General features: G+C 42.2%; 21 protein-coding genes and 1 tRNA gene. 6 read left to right on the top strand and 16 right to left on the bottom strand.

What is annotated here, in order from left to right; translation table 11 throughout:
• Positions 1–39 precede the first annotated feature (39 nt).
• Genes MFMK1_RS01885 through MFMK1_RS01870 form a run of 4 tightly spaced genes read left to right on the top strand, consistent with a single transcriptional unit; the run spans position 40 to position 3924 of the window.
• The gene (locus MFMK1_RS01885; RefSeq protein ID WP_366923479.1) at positions 40–960 is read left to right on the top strand and encodes an ABC transporter permease; all 921 of its coding nucleotides are present in this window, start codon (positions 40–42) and stop codon (positions 958–960) included.
• A 14-nt stretch (positions 961–974) separates the two neighbouring features.
• Positions 975–1907, top strand: a complete 933-nt coding sequence (locus tag MFMK1_RS01880; RefSeq protein WP_366923478.1) for an ABC transporter permease — start codon at positions 975–977, stop codon at positions 1905–1907.
• Between the two features lie 16 nt (positions 1908–1923).
• Positions 1924–2919, top strand: coding sequence for an ABC transporter ATP-binding protein (locus MFMK1_RS01875; RefSeq protein WP_366923477.1), 996 nt, complete (start codon positions 1924–1926; stop codon positions 2917–2919).
• Positions 2920–2934: 15 nt separating this feature from the next.
• Positions 2935–3924 carry an ABC transporter ATP-binding protein gene (locus MFMK1_RS01870; protein WP_366923476.1) on the top strand — a complete coding sequence of 330 codons (990 nt, stop codon included), beginning with the start codon at positions 2935–2937 and terminating at the stop codon, positions 3922–3924.
• 222 nt (positions 3925–4146) lie between these two features.
• Here MFMK1_RS01870 and MFMK1_RS01865 read toward each other — a convergent pair whose 3' ends face one another.
• Complete coding sequence (locus MFMK1_RS01865; protein WP_366923475.1) at positions 4147–4425, bottom strand: FAD-dependent oxidoreductase; 279 nt, start codon at positions 4423–4425, stop codon at positions 4147–4149.
• Positions 4426–4809: 384 nt separating this feature from the next.
• Complete coding sequence (locus MFMK1_RS01860) at positions 4810–5349, bottom strand: flavodoxin family protein (RefSeq protein ID WP_366923474.1); 540 nt, start codon at positions 5347–5349, stop codon at positions 4810–4812.
• A gap of 473 nt (positions 5350–5822) precedes the next feature.
• On the opposite strand from MFMK1_RS01860, the gene MFMK1_RS01855 reads away from it, so the two are divergent.
• Positions 5823–6353: an MFS transporter gene (locus MFMK1_RS01855; RefSeq protein ID WP_366924851.1), complete on the top strand. Its 531-nt coding sequence runs from the start codon at positions 5823–5825 to the stop codon at positions 6351–6353.
• Between the two features lie 115 nt (positions 6354–6468).
• Positions 6469–7161, top strand: coding sequence for a hypothetical protein (locus tag MFMK1_RS01850; protein WP_366923473.1), 693 nt, complete (start codon positions 6469–6471; stop codon positions 7159–7161).
• 168 nt (positions 7162–7329) lie between these two features.
• Here MFMK1_RS01850 and MFMK1_RS01845 read toward each other — a convergent pair whose 3' ends face one another.
• The 14 genes from MFMK1_RS01845 to selB all read right to left on the bottom strand — a co-directional run bounded on the left by MFMK1_RS01845 (position 7330) and on the right by selB (position 18041).
• On the bottom strand, positions 7330–7575 hold the full coding sequence (locus MFMK1_RS01845) for an S-layer homology domain-containing protein (RefSeq protein WP_366923472.1): 246 nt from the start codon (positions 7573–7575) through the stop codon (positions 7330–7332).
• Complete coding sequence (locus MFMK1_RS01840) at positions 7572–7796, bottom strand: S-layer homology domain-containing protein (RefSeq protein WP_366923471.1); 225 nt, start codon at positions 7794–7796, stop codon at positions 7572–7574. Before MFMK1_RS01840 ends, MFMK1_RS01845 begins: the two co-directional genes overlap by 4 nt.
• Positions 7780–8046 carry an S-layer homology domain-containing protein gene (locus MFMK1_RS01835; RefSeq protein WP_366923470.1) on the bottom strand — a complete coding sequence of 89 codons (267 nt, stop codon included), beginning with the start codon at positions 8044–8046 and terminating at the stop codon, positions 7780–7782. The genes MFMK1_RS01840 and MFMK1_RS01835 overlap by 17 nt, the downstream gene beginning before the upstream one ends.
• 251 nt (positions 8047–8297) lie before the next feature.
• Positions 8298–8564 carry a hypothetical protein gene (locus MFMK1_RS01830; RefSeq protein ID WP_366923469.1) on the bottom strand — a complete coding sequence of 89 codons (267 nt, stop codon included), beginning with the start codon at positions 8562–8564 and terminating at the stop codon, positions 8298–8300.
• A 36-nt stretch (positions 8565–8600) separates the two neighbouring features.
• On the bottom strand, positions 8601–9098 hold the full coding sequence (locus tag MFMK1_RS01825) for an SAM-dependent methyltransferase (protein ID WP_366923468.1): 498 nt from the start codon (positions 9096–9098) through the stop codon (positions 8601–8603).
• An 8-nt stretch (positions 9099–9106) separates the two neighbouring features.
• On the bottom strand, positions 9107–9913 hold the full coding sequence (locus tag MFMK1_RS01820; protein ID WP_366923467.1) for an arsenite methyltransferase: 807 nt from the start codon (positions 9911–9913) through the stop codon (positions 9107–9109).
• Positions 9914–10232: 319 nt separating this feature from the next.
• Positions 10233–10676 (bottom strand): MarR family winged helix-turn-helix transcriptional regulator, encoded by a 444-nt coding sequence (locus MFMK1_RS01815; RefSeq protein ID WP_366923466.1) that lies wholly within the window; start codon positions 10674–10676, stop codon positions 10233–10235.
• 237 nt (positions 10677–10913) lie between these two features.
• Positions 10914–11010 (bottom strand) — tRNA-Sec (locus MFMK1_RS01810).
• 136 nt (positions 11011–11146) lie between these two features.
• Entirely contained in the window at positions 11147–11851 is a 705-nt protein-coding gene (locus tag MFMK1_RS01805) for an ABC transporter ATP-binding protein (protein WP_366923465.1), read from the bottom strand.
• Complete coding sequence (locus MFMK1_RS01800; RefSeq protein WP_366923464.1) at positions 11844–12620, bottom strand: ABC transporter ATP-binding protein; 777 nt, start codon at positions 12618–12620, stop codon at positions 11844–11846. The genes MFMK1_RS01805 and MFMK1_RS01800 overlap by 8 nt, the downstream gene beginning before the upstream one ends.
• Entirely contained in the window at positions 12586–13554 is a 969-nt protein-coding gene (locus MFMK1_RS01795; protein WP_366924850.1) for a branched-chain amino acid ABC transporter permease, read from the bottom strand. Before MFMK1_RS01795 ends, MFMK1_RS01800 begins: the two co-directional genes overlap by 35 nt.
• Before the next feature lie 9 nt (positions 13555–13563).
• Positions 13564–14448 carry a branched-chain amino acid ABC transporter permease gene (locus MFMK1_RS01790; protein WP_366924849.1) on the bottom strand — a complete coding sequence of 295 codons (885 nt, stop codon included), beginning with the start codon at positions 14446–14448 and terminating at the stop codon, positions 13564–13566.
• Between the two features lie 95 nt (positions 14449–14543).
• A complete protein-coding gene (locus MFMK1_RS01785) occupies positions 14544–15770 on the bottom strand; it encodes an ABC transporter substrate-binding protein (protein ID WP_366923463.1) in 1227 nt (408 codons plus the stop codon).
• 369 nt (positions 15771–16139) lie between these two features.
• Complete coding sequence (gene selB / locus MFMK1_RS01780) at positions 16140–18041, bottom strand: selenocysteine-specific translation elongation factor (RefSeq protein WP_366923462.1); 1902 nt, start codon at positions 18039–18041, stop codon at positions 16140–16142.
• Positions 18042–18045: the final 4 nt, after the last annotated feature.

Below are 18045 nucleotides of genomic sequence, written 5' to 3'. Positions count from 1 at the left end.
CAGTTTCTATACCTGCTGGCCCCCAGGGGGGGAGAATTTGTGTATAAATACATTTTTATTAGGCTGATTAACGCTATCATAGTTGTTTGCGGGGTATCGCTGCTGGTGTTTGTCTTAACTCGGACAATAGGTAATCCGGTGGATGTGATGCTTCCAATAGAAGCCAGCATAGCGGAACGAGTAAAATTGACCCATCAGTTAGGTCTAGATAAACCCTTTTTGATACAGCTGTGGGCCTATTTCTCCGGTGTAGCACAAGGTGATTTCGGTCTGTCCTGGTGGCAGCGCCAACCGGCTTTAACAGTGGCTTTGGAGCGTTTGCCGGCCACTTTTCTACTGTTGGTGACTTCTTTTTTACTTGCTTTTACTTTGGCTGTCCCATTGGGAGTACTGGCGGCAATTAAACCAAAATCTCTATTAGACAAAATATGCTCTACCGGGTCACTACTGGGTGTATGCTTGCCAAACTTTTGGCTGGGTCTGATGCTGATAATAGTTTTTGCAGTAAAGCTTGGGTGGTTCTATACTTCGGGTTATGGTACGTGGAGGCACCTGGTATTACCCGCAGTTACTCTTTCGGTACTTCCTCTGGGAAGGATTACCCAAATGGTAAGGTCGGCTATGCTAGACCAACTGCAGCAACAATATATAGTTACTGCCCGGTCAAAAGGATTGGCGGAATGGGTGGTAGTGGTACGCCATGCGTTAAAAAATGCCGGCGTCACGATTGTAACAATCTCCGGTTGGGAATTGGGTCGGATGATGGCCGGTTATACTGTAGTGATTGAAGTTGTTTTTGGGTGGCCGGGTTTGGGCCAGTTGGTGGTTGAAAGTATCAACCAGCAGGACTTTCCATTGTTACAAGCCCTAACTTTTGTTATCGCCTCAATTATTAGTTTACTTAATTTGGTGATTGACCTGACCTATCCCTTCTTTGACCCGCGCATTAAATATGATTAAAGGGAGGTAACACCATGGACAGTAACTCGGTAGCAGCTGATACAAACGGTGAAATTAGAACCTCTCGCCCCCGTTTCTATATGGCAAAGTCCATGGGAAAAAAATTACTTAAGGATAAACTAGTGCTTACTGCGCTGGCATTTATTACAGTAGTAATTTTGACGAGCGTCATGGCACCAATTTTCTCACCATTCGACCCGGGCCAGGGAACTATTTGGGAGAGGCTCACCCCCCCTGTTTGGCTAGAAGGAGGTTCCTCTCAACACCTTTTGGGAACTGACCAACAAGGAAGAGATGTATTGAGCCGGCTAATGTGGGGAGGACGGGTTTCCTTAAGAGTTGGTTTCTTAGTTATGTTGGTATCTGGTACTGTTGGAACTATATTAGGGCTTACGGCCGGTTATTTTGGCGGTAGAATAGATGGCTTGATTATGCGGCTTGTCGATATCCAGTTTTGTTTTCCAGGAATGCTGATTGCGCTGGTGTTTGTTATGGTGCTGGGCCCCGGGGAATTCAATTTGGTCTTGGCTCTGGCATTTAACGGCTGGATGGTCTATGCACGTATGGCCCGGGGCCTGGTACTTTCCCTCCGGGACGGGCCCCTTGTGGAAGCAGCTAAAGCAATTGGCACACCCCCCGGAAAGATAATGTATCGGCACATTTTTCCAAACATTTTTTCCCCTTTGCTGACACTTTATGTGCTGGAAGTCGCGAGAATCATCCTGGCTGAAGCAACAATGAGCTTTTTAGGCTACGGGATCCAACCGCCAAAGGCCTCGTGGGGCTTAATTATTGGTGAAGGTAGAAAATACATCACCGCAGGCGGTTGGTGGTTAGTTGTTTTCCCCGGTGTATTAATCGCCCTTTCAGTCTTATCTCTCAACATTATATCCGGCTGGATGAGAACGGAATTGGACCCTTTGCAAAGAGGAAAATCACTGCGTTAAAAAGCGAGGAATTTATATGGCTGCCCAGCAAGATAAGGTTAATCGTGAAGATGTTTTATTATCTGTCAGGGATTTGCGCACTTATTTCAACACTGAAGACGGCTTGGTTAAAGCCGTGGACGGAGTGAACTTTCATGTTCGCCGTGGGGAAATCCTGGGCATAGTCGGGGAATCAGGCAGCGGTAAAAGCGTCACTGCCCGGTCTATCATGCAGCTTGTGCCCTGTCCCCCTGGAAAAATTCAAGGTGAAATAGTTTTTGAAGGCTCAGATTTGTTATCCAAGCGTCCCGGAGAAATGCGCCTTATGCGAGGAAAAGAAATATCTATGGTATTCCAGGAACCGATGACCTCTTTAAACCCTGCCTATACTATCGGCTTTCAAATCAACGAAAGCATCAGGATGCACCAGGGGTTGTCTAAAAAGGATGGTTTAGCTAAGGCCGTAGAAATGTTGCGTTTGGTTGGCATTCCTTCCCCGGAAAAAAGAATAGGCGAATACCCGTTTCAACTTTCCGGCGGCATGAGACAGCGGGTAATGATAGCGATGGCACTTTCTTGTAACCCGAAACTATTAATAGCTGACGAACCTACTACAGCACTTGACGTCACCATCCAAGCACAAATTTTGGACCTGATAGTTAAAAGCAGTAGTGAATTAGGAAGTTCGGTAATATTGATTACGCATGATTTAGGGGTGGTGGCAGAAACTGCCCATCGTGTAGTGGTAATGTATGCCGGCCAGGTTGTGGAGGTAGCGCCGGTAAAAGACCTTTTTAGGGACCCGGGGCACCCTTATACCCAGGGACTGCTATTAGCAATTCCTCGGCTGGATGAAAACAAAGTGCGGCTTAATATCATTCCCGGGCATAGTCCTAACCCATCTTCTTTCCCGCAAGGGTGCCGTTTCCACCCGCGATGTGAAGCAAGAATATCCAACTGCAGCATTGAACAGCCCCCTTTGATTTGCAAGGAATCGGGGCGTTGGGTACGCTGCTGGCATACTATTAAATAAGGGGGGGCATGGCTAATGCCAATTACAATAGCTAGCTCCACAGGAGCCAAATCGCTGATAGATGTTCAAGACTTGTGCAAATACTTCCCTATTAGTAAAGGGATTTTTTCAGGCGTTAGGGGACAGGTGCATGCAGTAGACAAGGTTTCCTTCTCAATTGAAGCCGGGGAGACCTTTGGGCTAGTTGGGGAAAGCGGCTGCGGCAAGACCACCGTGGCTAGATTAATACTACGCTTGTTAAAACCCTCTTCCGGAAACATATATTTCCAAGGTAACGATATCACCGCCTTTAAAGAACGTAGGCTACGCTATTTGAGGCGCGAGATGCAAATAATCTTTCAAGACCCGATGGCCTCGCTTAACCCTCGCCTAACTATTGGTGAGTTGATTGGCGAACCGTTGGAAATCCACGGTGTCGGTAATAAAAAGGAAAGAAAGCAAAACGTTAAAGAATTATTGGATGCGGTGGGTCTGCAGCAGAACCATTATTATCATTTCCCCCATGAACTGAGCGGCGGGCAGCGACAGCGAGTAGGAATAGCCCGAGCACTGGCTTTAAGACCCAAATTAATTATTGCTGACGAGCCGGTATCAGCATTGGATGTCTCGATAAGGTCCCAGATAATCAACTTACTGCGTGACTTGCAGGAAGAGTTTAACCTTACTTACCTATTTATTACCCATGATATGAGTGTAATTAAACACATCAGCAATAGAGTCGGGGTAATGTATTTAGGAAAAATATTGGAACTCGCCCCAAAGGAAACACTTTTCAGACAGCCGCGTCATCCATATACACAAGCCTTATTAAGTGCAATTCCCATTCCAAACCCCGAAATTGAAAGGACTAGAATATTGTTACAGGGGGATATCCCAAATCCCATCAACCCTCCTTTAGGATGCCCGTTTCATACCCGCTGCTTATATGCATCAAATCGATGTAAGGAGGAAGAACCTTTGCTGCGTCAAGTTGAGGGCGGCCATTTTGTTGCGTGCCATCTGTAATTGTTTGCTTAGGGTATCTTGCTATTGTTTAAGTAGATTATGTCGCTGCCCATGGACCAAAGGCCTTAGCCTTGGAATTACCTCCTTGCCTATTTCGACTTGTCGCTTCGCTAATGCAGCCCCCAACGCACCGACAAGCTGTAGCTGTCGCGGAATATATACTGTCCCGCAGCCAAGGGCTTTCTAACTTTCATGAAATAATATTCTGGGCTAGATATTCAACTAGCCTTTAGCAGACTGTTTGACTAAATATTTTTCCGCCTCAATGCCTGCGATTGCCCCATCAGCAGCAGCCAGAACTGCCTGCCGATATACTTTATCTCTAATGTCACCGGCGGCAAAGACACCCGGTACATTAGTTGCCATTAGTTTATCTGTCTTGATATAATGCCATTGGTTCATTTCCACTTTACCTTCGAATTTGTTTATAATTTCGCGCAGTGCCGATATATACGAAGACTCCATCAGCTCCAATCTTAGATGTTTTACTCGTCTTAACATTTTCAATAGTTACACTCGTCAAGTGATCTTCCCCGTGCATTTCTCTAACCTCGGAGTCCCATATTACCTTATCTTTTCATTGTTTAGGGCTTCCTGCTGTGCGCCCTCACTGGCCTGAAAATGGTCAAACTGATGTACTACAGTAACCTGATTTGCATACCTAGTCGCAACTTAAATTTTCATTTTCTTTTTCTCTCGAATATCTTTTGATGATATTGCCAATGGGACTTTGCATCTGCATCATCTTCTTTCACATTCTTTATACTTTTCTATCTTTCACTATTTTTTGACAAAACATGAGTCTTTTTTTGGATAAGTAATTACTCTGATTGTATTAAAAAAACACCCCCTGAATAGAGAGTGCCGTTAAAACTACGTAGGAAGTTAGCCAAGTGTCTTAACCAACTCTAACGCTTTTACCCTAATTTCATTTAATTTTTTTTCATCAGGAAGTCCCCTAATATCACCCATTCGCCCTTTAGTGCTATTTTCTTCGGACCCGTGGAATTCACTTAAGATATACCATTCATCCAGCAAATTAAAACCTATATGTTCCAAAAACTGACCGACATACTTGCCCACTGGCTCTGCCTCATTTTTCCCCGTATGTGGCCCAGAATAGGTACAGAAAATCAGAGCATTTTTTCCACCAATCTTTGGTGACCCAAGTTTTACTTTGCCTTCCTTCTGATACTTCTTAAATGCGGTTTTTAAAAAATCGTTCATAGGCTTTGGCGGGTGCCAATGATAAGACGGAGTCCCGATACAGATAAGGTCGTAGTCAAAAAAGTCAATATCTACCGTCTTTTTAACATCTATAATATCGACTGACGCATCACCTTCTTTTAGCCCTTCTGCTACCTTTTGAGCTACTTTTTGTGTATTACCGGTATTACTCCAGTATATTACGGCTGCTCTGAACACTCTGCTTTATCCCTCCCGAAGATTTAAGACGAGCCTACAGAAATTCCGTGCGGCTTTATACTACTATGTTCGTCTTTATATCTTGCTATTCTTTAATTGAGTCATTTTCACCTGCTATGTATCCATTTTTACCTTTACTCTTTTACTGTAGTTCTAAGGCAAACTGAGTAATCGTGAAAAATACTAAAGATCCCAGAACGCAGCTTGGAAAGTCTATGAAACATGATACGGTCCTGATTTTCAGGTGAAATCAGTAAATCAGGCATGATTATAACACTTCAGACCGCAGCAGATATAATAAACGCTTATTAAAACCCGGCGGCATATTACTTTTATCTGTTGTCTCAGCGAAAAATATATTAATAATAATTTGAAAAAAGGTTGACTCTCTAATTTCTCAGCGTTATTATTTTCAATGTACAAAACTTATTACGCCTGAATTTCTTTCCGGGCTGAGGCGTTCCCGCAGTTTGATGGCAATTGTTGGTTTGAATTCTATGACCGTCTTGTCCACTATGACCATAGTACCGGTAATGTGGGAACAGTGGAACCGGCCCACTTTTGAAAATGCCGGTCTGCTTTCAGTCTTATTTATTGCGGGTACCTTTGGCAATATTGCCGGCGGTTACTTATCCGATACTTTTGGGCCTAAGCCAATCATAATAGGGTCTGCTCTTCTATCTAGTACTTGGATGGTACTCTTTTTAAAGACACAAAACATCTTCGCTGCTTTTGTTTTGATCGCTTTACTAGGCGCCTCATTAAATTCTTCTGGACCGGTTACGATGGTAATTAGCCATCGCCTTTTTCCGAAAAATAAAGGTATGGCTTCCGGTTTGGTAATGGGCATAGGTGGTACCCTAGGATCCTTGGGTGTAGGTCTTATTGGTTACATTGGAGATTTATATACACCTGTCACCGGTCTTTATGTTGCTTCCTTGGTAGTGTTGTTCATTATTCCATTGGTCTTTACCTTAAACACCGGCGAAGAAAAAGCTATCTAAACCAAATGCTTTATTTAGATAAACTTTAGTATTTGTTCTACCTGCTACTTTCCTAATCCCACGAAACAGCCATTTTTATAATATCCGACCCAAAGCTTAAGAGTAATTATGATAAGTGGACAAATACTATAAGCCATATATTATTTTGGCGGATAAATATTCCGTCAATTTTGAGGAGTATTGTAAAAATTATTCCTTAGGAACATTTACTCTCTATGGAATACTGGTTGCTAAAGAAATACGAGATATGTATTTATCTATCCAAGCGAACACAATCGCAGATAAGCATGGTATGGCGGCCATCACTGATAATGACGAACAGAATATATTTAGACTGCTGGCAGGTTTAGATAATGGCGGCCAAAAGGAAATAAAAGTGGCCCAAAATATCATTCATTTAAAGCTACCTGCCAACCTAAGCGAAATTAGCCTATTTGAAATTATCAAGCTACGTAATAGAGCAGGATTTAGCAAAAAACTTGCGGCTTTCCACGGAGAATTTGACGGCTTTTGTAACAGGTTCGAAGACAACTCTGTTGAAGAAGACTTTATCAGGTCCCTAGACAGTGCCTTAAGGGACTTATCATGGGAAGTTGTACGTATAGGTTTTGGATCAGTAGGAGTTGGTTTAGCAATGTGGTTAGGGCTAAATACCGTTTCTCCGGAAAACGTACGTATGTTACAGGGTACTTTGGCAATTGGTTCGTTTATGACGCAGGTATACGGTGTGCAGTTTAAGTGGAAAAACAATTTGACTAAGCGGTTTGCGAGGAAATACCTCGCAGATCTGCAGCATCTAAATATATAACCACTTGGATATAGCCTTTTTAGTAAAGCTTTAACTTTTGTAAGCACAATCTTAGACTTTATGTGTTTATATAACAAAAGCAGCGACTCTTATTTGTCGCTGCTTTTGTTATATTTTATTCTCTTTCAAACTCATTAGTAACAGGAGTATCCAGGTCTTCTAAGTCTATTAATTCGCACCTTTGTCTGGGAGAGGCGGGTTTTCAATGACTCTCTTATCACTTATAGGGGCGTCCTCAGTGTTATCATTCATGACAGGTTCAGCCACCTCTAAAGTGTTTAAAGTTCTTTTTAAGGCAGTTGCTAGTTCTGCTCTAGTTATCGGCTTATCAGGTGCAAAAGTATTATTGTCTAGACCCTTCATTATGCCGGTATTAAAGACAAAACTTAAAGCAGAATTTTCATCTGAACTCAAATCTTCGGCATCATCATAAATTGGAATATTTGGGTCATCATCACACCTAAATTTTTAGCTGCAAAAGATTGCTTAATAGCTTTTGCAGCTTCAATTCTTGTAATATCCAGGTTTGGTTTAAACATTCTATCATCAGTATTTAAAAGACCAAAGAAAGTTGTTTCCAGAAGGGAAGTGCTATACCATTTACCATCATATACATCATCAAACTTTAACTGCACTAAAATTGAAATCAAAAGTTCGGTCCAAGGTGATTGCCATTTCTATTCTACTTACGTTTTTATCTGGTCTGAAAGAATTGTCGGGATAACCATTCATTAACCCACGCTCGGTAACGTTGTAAATATTAGACAAGGCCCAGTGGTCATCAACGTCAGAGTAACCACTCTTTAATTTGGTCTCAGCAAATGCCAAGCCATTAATGGAAAAAAGAAATGCTGCTAAAAGCAAGAAACTAATTGTTTTTTTCATAAAGATCAACTCCTATTTTTTCATCTTTATTAATTTAGACGAAAAGAAGTTATGTTCCAAATCCTCCATGCTGAAGGATCATTTTTATATGAAAACTTTTTACTGTTAAAAAATTACATATTTATCATCATCTAAGCAGGCGTGGTTGAGGGAAGAAGCATCTGCAATAATCGTCCCCTATTAAAAGACCTTACCCACCAAGCTATTGCCAAGTTATCCGTTACAGCAATTTCAAGTCATAACATTGAGAACTATTTTATACCTTTAAAGAGACAATACCCCAGTTTGCCATCCAATATTGCTCTATAAAATATCTTCCTATTTTCAAATCCCTTTTTTAAGCCTTTAAGGCCATATAAAGAAACAATTCTCCCAGCCGTAATCAACTGCTCAACTGGAGATAGTATTCTGGAGTAATGGTTAACATTACGTTCTTTTCGCACTTCCCAAAACATATGAGGTTTAGACCACTCATCAAATTCACTGATTATATTCGCTACCCCGGCTTGCTTTAACATATTAACCCATTCTTCATAATCAAGCGGGGTCGTTCCTTACCTCTCTGAAAGGTCTTCTTTTTCCTCCGGATTTAATTTCTTGCGCCAGATGGATTCATGCATTACTAAAGTTCCTTGTCGCTTTAAGACTCTTGCCATCTCATCAAGCACCTTTTGAGAGTTATCAGGTATACCGACTGCACATTCATTGATTACTACATCAAATGAGTTGTCTTGAAAGAGCAGTTCTTGGGAGTCTCCTTTTACGAAGGAGACTTTGTCTTGTACATTTGCTATTTTAGCATTTTCTATGGCAGTAGTTACCATTTCATTTGATAAGTCTACTCCGGTCACATTTACACCAAAATTTTTTGCATAATAGATGGCCTGTGTACCTCTACCGCTGGATACATCCAAAACTTTCATGCCCTTTTTCAGAGCGGCAACTTCCGCAACTCGCTTGGTAAGCGCAAAACCACCAGGGTGCAGTGTTTCTATACCACTTAATTCAACTATATCCTCTATGGTCGGCTTGTGAATCCCTTTACGTTTCATTTCTGCATCTACTTCGGCCTTTTAGCGCGGACAAAGGCACTAACCACTGCTCCGTTATATTCCCTTCTTTCTGCTGTTGTTAGTTTAGGAAGAAATTCTTGTGCTTCAGGGCTATCTAGGTCATACTCCCGGGTAACTTCGACACTTATATTTTGAAACCCTATCCCTTTTAATAGCGCCTTGTATTCATCCATTTGTAGGGCCCCGGCCACACACCCCGTCCATACGACAAGGTCCTGCTGAATTGTCTCAGACAGCGGTTTGGTCAATACTATGTCTGATATGGCAAAACGTCCGCCTTCTTTTAAAACTCGAAAAGCTTCTCCCAAAACCTTCTTTTTATCTGTAGAGAGATTTATTACACAGTTAGATATTATGATATCTACACTTCTGTCCGGGAGAGGAATCTCTTCAATATAACCTTTTAAAAACTCTACATTATCTATATTTAGTTTTCGCTGATTTTCCTTTGCTGCGTTTAACATTTCGTCAGTCATATCTAAACCATACGCTTTTCCTGTAGGCCCTACTCGTTTAGCCGATAAAAAAACATCTATCCCGGAACCGCTACCCAAATCTAATACCGTTTCACCGGGATTTAATTGTGCTAAGGCAGTAGGATTTCCACAGCCGAAGGATGCTTTAAATATCTCCTCAGGTAATCCCTCTTCTCCCTTATCATAAAGATTAGCAGTAATAATATCATCTTGATTCCCCGATAAACTGCTACAACAACTACTGTTCCCGCAGCATTCTGATTTTTCGGATATTGCCGCTCCATATTTCTGCTTCACAACGTCTCTAATTTTTGACATGATAACCGTCTCCTTATATATAGTATTAAACGCATAATGAAAATTTCTTTAATCCTAAGTATTATTGTACTTTCGTCTACCAACTAAGCTTTATACATAAAATCGGTAGTTTCTTGTACTCCAGACAAAGCTGATATGTTCTTCTTGTCTGTCTTGTTTTTGCAGGCCTTTTCTCTTCTGAAAATGACGTGATATTTGTTCCTATTCGTTTTTGTGCTCATTCATTTCCTGTTCATGGAAGTAGTGTTTCAGCATGAAATAAACACTCCTTTCATTGTTTATTTGTAAAGTACAAGTATGTTTTCTAATAAGACCTCCCTTAAAAGGGAGGCATACAGCATGTATCCGATTTAAGCATCGCCCTGTTTAAAAGCTCAATTGCTTCAATTACCTTTTCTCTTTCTTCATGAGACAGATGAGAAAATATTTCGTCTAGGTAGGTGTTTAAAGAATCATCAATTTTTTCATCGATTGATTTGCCTTTGTCAGTTAAAGACAGTAGGTAAATACGCTTATCTTCAGGAGCCTGGACTTTATCCACCATTCCTTTTCGTATCAGGGTTTGCACCTGGCGGCTAAAGGTTGTTATGTCAAAGCCCAGTGCTTCGGCTACCTGCTGCATTGATGGGGAATCCAAACGCCTAATTTCATATAAAATATGGCTTTGGACTAAAGAAATATCCAGCGACTTATAATCACAGCAGTTTTTATTTAATAAGCCTAAACGACGTGTAAAGATATGAAACAATTCTCGTTTATTCATTCTAGATACCACCTTTAGCTAGTTTATATCACGTATATTTGCAAATTGCAAGTATTATTTGGAATTATTTAATTTTGATGTATTAAATAATATTAATACTACCAACTTTGCAGTAGCATTTAACGGAGAGATGGTACCTTATGAATATTTTAGTTGCCAAAAATAATTAAAAGCATAAGCTTGCCATCTGGCAAACTTATGCTTCCGGTCAAATTAATAAAGTTATCATGATATATATGGCGGGAGTGCATGGGAATCGAACCCACCGAACGCAGGATCGCTGCGTCCCACTGGATTTGAAATCCAGGCCGCACACCAGAGCGAATCCACTCCCATAAAAGTTGTCACAAAAGATATTATAACAGATTTAAACTTTTTTTCAAGTTTCGCCAAGAATACTTGACCTATGCTTCGCTTATTCTTGATTTTTACTGCTACATGTGGGACGAAGTAAAAGCAGCTAGCTAACGCTAGCCGCCTAAGTATGCTTTTTTGACTTCTTCACTCTCCCGCAACTCGCTGGCTGTTCCTTGCAGGACAATCTTGCCAGTTTCGATTACGTATGCCTTTTGAGCCACAGAAAGCGCCATATGAGCATTTTGTTCCACCAAAAGAATTGTAGTCCCTGCTTCATTAATTTCCTTAATAATATCAAATATCTCTTGCACCAGAATTGGTGCCAACCCCATAGATGGTTCGTCAAGCAGCAAAAGTTTCGGCCGAGACATCAACGCTCTGCCCATTGCTAGCATCTGCTGCTCGCCGCCGCTTAATGTGCCTGCTAATTGATTTTTTCTTTCCTCCAGCCGGGGAAATTTATTAAATACTTTTACAAAGTTATCTTTGATAACTGCTTTATCTTTTTCCAGATAGGCGCCGAGGTCCAGGTTTTCTGCTACAGTAAGGTTGGCAAATACCCGTCTTCCCTCGGGAACTTGGGATATACCCCTGCGCACGATTTCCTGAGCCGGTATTCCTGCTATATTATTCCCCTGGTATTCGATACTGCCTTCTGACGGCTGCATTAACCCGGAAATTGCTTTCAAAGTAGTGCTTTTGCCTGCCCCGTTAGCACCAATTAAAGTAACGACTGCTCCCTCATCAACAGACAAAGAAATCCCTTTTAAGGCGTGAATGGCACCATATTTTACATTAAGATTTTCTATTTTAAGCATATGATACCTCCTCGCCCAGGTATGCTTCGATAACCTTGGGATTGGCCTTAATTTCATCCGGCAACCCTTCTGCGATAATTTTACCATAATCAAGCACATAAATTCTTTCACATACACCCATGACTAGAGACATGTCGTGTTCAATTAAAAGAACGGTTAAATTGAATTCGTTACGAATCCAACGGATCAAGTCCATTAGGTCCCTTGTTTCTAAAGGATTCATACCTGCCGCAGGTTCATCTAAAAGTAACAGCTTGGGCCCTGCAGCCAGCGCACGAGCAATCTCTAAACGCCGCTGCAGCCCATAGGGCAAGTTTTTGGCAATCTCATCCTTCTTATCTGCCAAGTTAAATATATCCAACAATTCCACTGCATCTTCTGTCATCTTTTTCTCCCCGGCGAAATAGCCCGGTAAGCGTAGCAGCGAACTGGCTAGATTGTATTTCCCATGCCAGTGATAGGCAATTTTGACATTATCCAATACAGATAAATCTGCAAACAAACGAATATTTTGGAAAGTCCGGGCTACTCCTTCAGCAGTAACCTGATACGGCTTCTTCCCACTAATTGACTTGCCCATAAACAAAATGTCACCCTTAGAAGGTACGTAAACACCCGTAAGCAAATTAAAGATTGTTGTCTTGCCCGCACCGTTTGGGCCGATAAGACCGATTAACTCACCCTTATTTAAGGTCATATCAACCTGAGATACTGCAGTCAAGCCGCCAAAAAGCTTAGTTAACTGATTTAGCTTTAGTACTTCCGTCATCGGCCTCACCCCTCTCCTTTTTTAACATAGACAACGAAAACTCTCTGCTACCCATCAGGCCCTGAGGTCGGTACACCATAACCACGATTAGTACTGCCGCATAGATAACCATGCGCAGGCCCGCTAGGTCCTGAAGCGCAGCGCTTAGCCCGGTAACCAACAAAGCCGCAATTATCGAACCGGTTATACTACCCAACCCGCCGAGCACCACCATTACCAGTGCGTCAAATGACTTCAAAAAAGAAAACGTTATGGGTTGAATCAAGAAAAAATAGTGGGCATAAAGCGCACCAGCAACGCCAGCAAAGAATGCACCCATAGAAAATGCTAATGTTTTATATTTAGTGGTGTTTATCCCCATGGTTTCAGCTGCAATTTCATTTTCCCGTACGGAAATACAAGCCCTGCCATGGGTGGAGTTGATAAAGTTCTTAATCAATATAATTGTTGCAACCGTCAGAAAGTATAACCATGTCCAGTTAGTAAGCTGTGGTATGCCAATCATCCCTGCAGCACCACCAACATATTCAGTGTTAACAAAAACAACTCGAATAATTTCCGCAAACCCTAAAGTGGCTATCGCCAGATAATCTCCTCTTAACCTCAAAGTAGGAAGGCCAATAATTACACCGCTAATTGCCGCGGCTAAAGCTCCAGCAATTACGCCCAATCCAAAACCCAAACCGAGCTTAACGGTAAATATTGCAGATACATAGGCACCGATAGCCATAAATCCCGCGTGCCCTAGGGCTAACTGCCCGGTAAAACCTACGATTAGATTAAGACTTACCGCCATGATAATGTTTATGCCCATCAAAAATAGGTTTACCTGCTGGAAAGGATTAATGATTTCTCCTTTAATTAGAAATCCCACAGCAAAGTACACGGCAAATATTAATAAAATCGTGCCGATAATATTTTTGCTCAACTTCATCCTTTTCACCTACACTTTCTCCGTGGTGTCCTTGCCCAGCAATCCGGATGGTTTAACCACCAAGATTATAATTAATATACCAAAGGCAATGGCGTCCTTCCATTGGGAATCCCAGTATCCGCTGACCATGGCTTCTACAGTTCCGAGCAGAAAACCTCCGGTCATGGCACCGGGAATAATGCCAATACCACCCAACACTGCAGCTACAAAAGCCTTAAGTCCTGGCATAAGCCCCATAAGCGGATGTACTGTTTGGTAATACATGGCCAAAAGAATGCCCGCAACTGCGGCCAATGCAGATCCTATAGCAAAAGTTGCGGAAATGGTCGTATCCACATTAATGCCCATTAGTTTGGCTGCTTCTTTATCGTAAGAAACCGCCCGCATGGCTTTACCAATCTTAGTCCGTTTAACCACATATTGTAAGCCAACCATCATAACAATCGTAACCGCTAAAATTAAAATTTGCTGGTTGGTAACTGGCACTCGTCCGCCCAATATCCAATAAGTCTCTTTGACCATGGTTTGCGGAAAAGCTTTAAAATCAGTTCCCAGTACCACCAAACCACCGTTCTGTAACAACAGTGACATTCCAATGGCAGTGATAAGCGCTGCCAAACGAGTGGAATTTCTTAATGGTCTATAAGCAATTCTTTCAATAGCTACACCTAACACGGCAGCAGCAAACATTGACAATATTAATGCTGTAAAAAAGTTCAGGTGCAGGCTAGATATGGCGAAGAAACCCACATACGCCCCAACCATAAGAATTTCACCGTGAGCAAAATTTATAAGTAGTATAATACCGTAAACCATCGTATACCCCAAGGCGATTAATGCGTAGATACTGCCCAGCGTTATACCGTTCAGAAGTTGTTGAATAAAAAAGATTATTGAGTCGATCTTTATCACCCCGATCCTATAAAAAGTAAAAAAAGGTTAAAAAGGGGGGTTCCCCCCCCTTTTTTTATATCCAGTTCTTCATTTACCTATTTAGGAGCTTTCTTAGTCTTCAGCTCTTGGTTGCCATCTAACATTTCGATGATAGCAATTTCTTTAATCGGGTTATGATTTTCATCGAAAGTCAGCTTACCGGTAACTGCATCAAAATCTTTGGTTGCAGCCAAAGCGTCTTTGATAGCATCGGGGTCAGCGCTGCCTGCCCGTTCGATGGCATCAACAATCAACTTAGCAGCATCGTACCCTAATGCGGCAAAAGAGCTAGGTACTTCACCATATTCAGCCTTATAAGCTTCAACGAATTTTTGAACCTTTTCGCTGGGGTCGCTGGAAGCATAGTGGTTAGTGAAGAATGTATTGTTTAATGCTTCCGCACCTGCAATTTCAACTAACTTCGGAGAATCCCACCCGTCAGCACCCAAGAACGGTGCATCCAGACCAATTTCACGCGCCTGGTTGATGATCAAACCAACTTGCTGATAATAGCCGGGGACATACACTACGTCAGCGCCGGCCTGCTTAAACTTAGTCACTACTGGACGGAAGTCATTATCCTGCGGGCTAAACGCTTCCTTAGAAACAATCTCTCCGCCTAGCTTAACAAATTCTTCCTCAAATACTTCTGCTAAACCTTTGCTGTAGTCATTGGTATTATCAAAGTAGATAGCTGCCTTTTTCCCGCCCAGATCGTTATATGCAAATTCTGCACCGACGATGGCCTGAGGGGGGTCAATAAAGCAGGTACGGAAAATGTATTCACGTACATTACCACTGTCATCCACAGTCACCTTAGGGTTGGTTGCAGAAGTGGTCAACAAAGGAACTTTATACTGAGTAGCGATAGGAACAGCTGCCAAAGTATTACCGGTGGTAGCAGCACCTAAATGAGCAACAACTTTTTCGGAAGTAATTAATTTGGTAGCAACACTAGTGGATTCTGCGCCTTCTGATTTGTTGTCCAAAATGATTGGCTCAATTTGACTACCATCCAACACTCCGCCAGCATCGTTAACTTCTGCAAGAGCAAGCTTAATACCATTAACGGTATGCTGACCAAAAGTTGCCACCGCACCTGATAATTCGTAGTTGACACCAATCTTAATCGGCTCTGCTGCAGCTTCCTTCTGGCCCTCTTCTTGTTCCTGCTTGGGCTCTTCTTTCTTACCTTCTTCCTGCTTAGGGGCGCCACAACCTACAGCAAGCGCCATCACCAATGCCAACGCTAAAAACAATAGCAATCTTTTTTTTAATTTCACTTAATGTAACCTCCTTTTATAAAAGAACATTTCTATACGTTAAAAAAGGAATGTCGCAACTGCCACCTCCTTCAAATAGGTTTGTATAAATATTCACAAATGCGAATATTTATCCCATCACCACGGACATTGTCTTTATACGGCAAACATAAAATTGGGCATACTCCACCGTTTTTCGGGCAGAAGTATGCACACAAATTTGTTATTGTACCCTAGTCGTGCACAAAATATGCAGTCAGTCACGTTTAAGTTATTATATAATGTTAAGACAAGTCTGTCAATTGCATAGCCAAATTTGTTATCGACAAAAACTACCAAATATCGTCGCTGACAAACATCTACAAAACCGCCGAAATTTTGCGGCGGTAATTAAAACAAAATTCTTTTGTCTTGTACCCTTTTTGTAAATTTAATTTGATCGAAGTATTCTAATAAAGGCAATACATACTTGCGACTGCTGTCCAGTAAATCCCGTACTTCTCCCAAGGAGATAGTCCCTTTTTCCTCAATATATTGTCCAATACGTCTTTTTGCCTCATCGACCGCTTTTCTGCTAAACACCAACTGGTCACTTATACGTTCTAAGCTACCTATCCTTATCATGTATGACAGTATTTCCACCGCTTCATCGTTTAACCCTACCTGCCGTACCACTTCAGGCCAAAGGGGAGGTTGAAAGGGGTTCTCTTCCAACTGCTTTAATATTTGCCCCATCTGCTTCTGTAATTCAGGGTTAGCTTGCACTTGGAAACTGCTTAGTGCCACTTCGTTCGCAATTACCTTAATCCAACCCGAGTCAGCAGCCGCTTGTAAAAAACTGTTGAATTGTTTTCCCTTCCACAGGGGAAACATCCTACTACGCAATTCTTCCTTGGGCATACCCACCCTAAGAGGGTAATGCTGATGGAAGTCCTGTAGCAACTTTTTTGCATCATCAGAAAGTTTTTGGAACACATTCACTGCCATAATAACTTCTGTTCCTTCATTGACTTGTAGTAAGACCCTGTTTTTAGCGTCTAATTTCGCTATTCCTTGCTGAATATCAGCTTGAGAAAGGCCCAGTTCCTCTTCGATTTGCGGGATAGAAACCATTTGTTTACCTTGTATCAGTGTCTGCATTATTAGTTCTGCCGGCGTTCCCTGCAGCCTAGTAGCCAAGGACTCCAAAACCCGAGGACGATATCGTTTGTGTTTCGGCGCTGCAGCATCAATTACCACACCACCACCGATTGTATGCATTGGCGAATATGTTCGTACAACAAATCGGTCTTGCCTAGCCCCCACTAGCGGTTCTTCTATCATAAATTGACAAAAACAACTCTCGCCCGGCTTAATTTCCTCTCTATCAAGAAGATTAACACGTGCAAATGTCTCCGCCGTACCCAAATATAGCCTAACTCTTGCTCGCTGTTTTAATGGCTTCGCAGCCGATGTGAGTAATTTCAGTTGCACATCCATCCGGTGCGAAGGGGTAAGTAAGCCTGGCACTGTGATCATCTGCCCTCGATGGAGTTCCTCAAGCTCCACATCTGCCAGATTGACAGCAACCCGTTGACCGGCAGAAGCGCTATTGACAGTATCTCCATGCACCTGCAGGTTTCTTACCCGAGAGGACAGTCCTTCAGGCATTATTTCTACCTGGTCGCCAACCTTTATTTCGCCACCCCACAATGTCCCTGTGACAACAGTACCAAATCCCGTCACGGAAAATTTCCTATCAATGGGCAAACGCAGTTTGCCCGATGTGCTTTTGGGCGGAGTATAGGCAATTTTTTCTGCCAACAAACTTTTGAGCTCGTCCATGCCTTCTCCCGTAACCGCTGATACGGCGATTATTGGCGCATCGACTAAAACTGTCTCCGCAATTACATCCTTCACTTCCTCCTGCACCAAATCCAGCCATTCCTCTTCCACAAGGTCTTTTTTTGTAATTACCACTATTCCGCTCTTTACCTGCAGCAGATCAATAATATCGAGGTGTTCCTGTGTTTGGGGCATGACACTTTCGTCCGCCGCTATTACCAGCATAACCAGGTCCATACCCGCAACTCCTGCTAGCATTTGGCGTATGAAACGCTCATGGCCGGGCACATCCACAATACCTACATTTGTGCCATCATGGAGCTGCAACGGCGCAAATCCCAATTCAATTGATATACCCCGTTCCTTTTCTTCCTTGAGTCTATCTGTATCTTTTCCTGTTAAGGCCTTTACCAGCACGGTCTTACCATGATCTACATGCCCGGCAGTACCCACAATTACATAATCCATACGG

It is taken from the genome of Metallumcola ferriviriculae (assembly GCF_035573695.1).
Lineage (GTDB): Bacteria > Bacillota > JADQBR01 > JADQBR01 > JADQBR01 > Metallumcola > Metallumcola ferriviriculae.
The sequence above is the reverse complement of the archived record's forward strand: the minus strand, read 5'-3'. Positions and strand labels throughout refer to the sequence as shown.

What these genes read in the sequence shown, in the direction of transcription:
- MFMK1_RS01880 (WP_366923478.1), top strand. Translation starts at nt 975, where the DNA reads ATGGACAGTAACTCGGTAGCAGCTGATACAAACGGTGAAATTAGAACC.
- MFMK1_RS01875 (WP_366923477.1), top strand. Translation starts at nt 1,924, where the DNA reads ATGGCTGCCCAGCAAGATAAGGTTAATCGTGAAGATGTTTTATTATCT.
- MFMK1_RS01870 (WP_366923476.1), top strand. Translation starts at nt 2,935, where the DNA reads ATGCCAATTACAATAGCTAGCTCCACAGGAGCCAAATCGCTGATAGAT.
- MFMK1_RS01865 (WP_366923475.1), bottom strand. Translation starts at nt 4,425, where the DNA reads ATGTTAAGACGAGTAAAACATCTAAGATTGGAGCTGATGGAGTCTTCG.
- MFMK1_RS01855 (WP_366924851.1), top strand. Translation starts at nt 5,823, where the DNA reads ATGGCAATTGTTGGTTTGAATTCTATGACCGTCTTGTCCACTATGACC.
- MFMK1_RS01835 (WP_366923470.1), bottom strand. Translation starts at nt 8,046, where the DNA reads ATGAAAAAAACAATTAGTTTCTTGCTTTTAGCAGCATTTCTTTTTTCC.
- MFMK1_RS01830 (WP_366923469.1), bottom strand. Translation starts at nt 8,564, where the DNA reads ATGTTAAAGCAAGCCGGGGTAGCGAATATAATCAGTGAATTTGATGAG.
- MFMK1_RS01825 (WP_366923468.1), bottom strand. Translation starts at nt 9,098, where the DNA reads ATGAAACGTAAAGGGATTCACAAGCCGACCATAGAGGATATAGTTGAA.
- MFMK1_RS01820 (WP_366923467.1), bottom strand. Translation starts at nt 9,913, where the DNA reads ATGTCAAAAATTAGAGACGTTGTGAAGCAGAAATATGGAGCGGCAATA.
- MFMK1_RS01815 (WP_366923466.1), bottom strand. Translation starts at nt 10,676, where the DNA reads ATGAATAAACGAGAATTGTTTCATATCTTTACACGTCGTTTAGGCTTA.
- MFMK1_RS01805 (WP_366923465.1), bottom strand. Translation starts at nt 11,851, where the DNA reads ATGCTTAAAATAGAAAATCTTAATGTAAAATATGGTGCCATTCACGCC.
- MFMK1_RS01800 (WP_366923464.1), bottom strand. Translation starts at nt 12,620, where the DNA reads ATGACGGAAGTACTAAAGCTAAATCAGTTAACTAAGCTTTTTGGCGGC.
- MFMK1_RS01795 (WP_366924850.1), bottom strand. Translation starts at nt 13,554, where the DNA reads ATGAAGTTGAGCAAAAATATTATCGGCACGATTTTATTAATATTTGCC.
- selB (WP_366923462.1), bottom strand. Translation starts at nt 18,041, where the DNA reads ATGGATTATGTAATTGTGGGTACTGCCGGGCATGTAGATCATGGTAAG.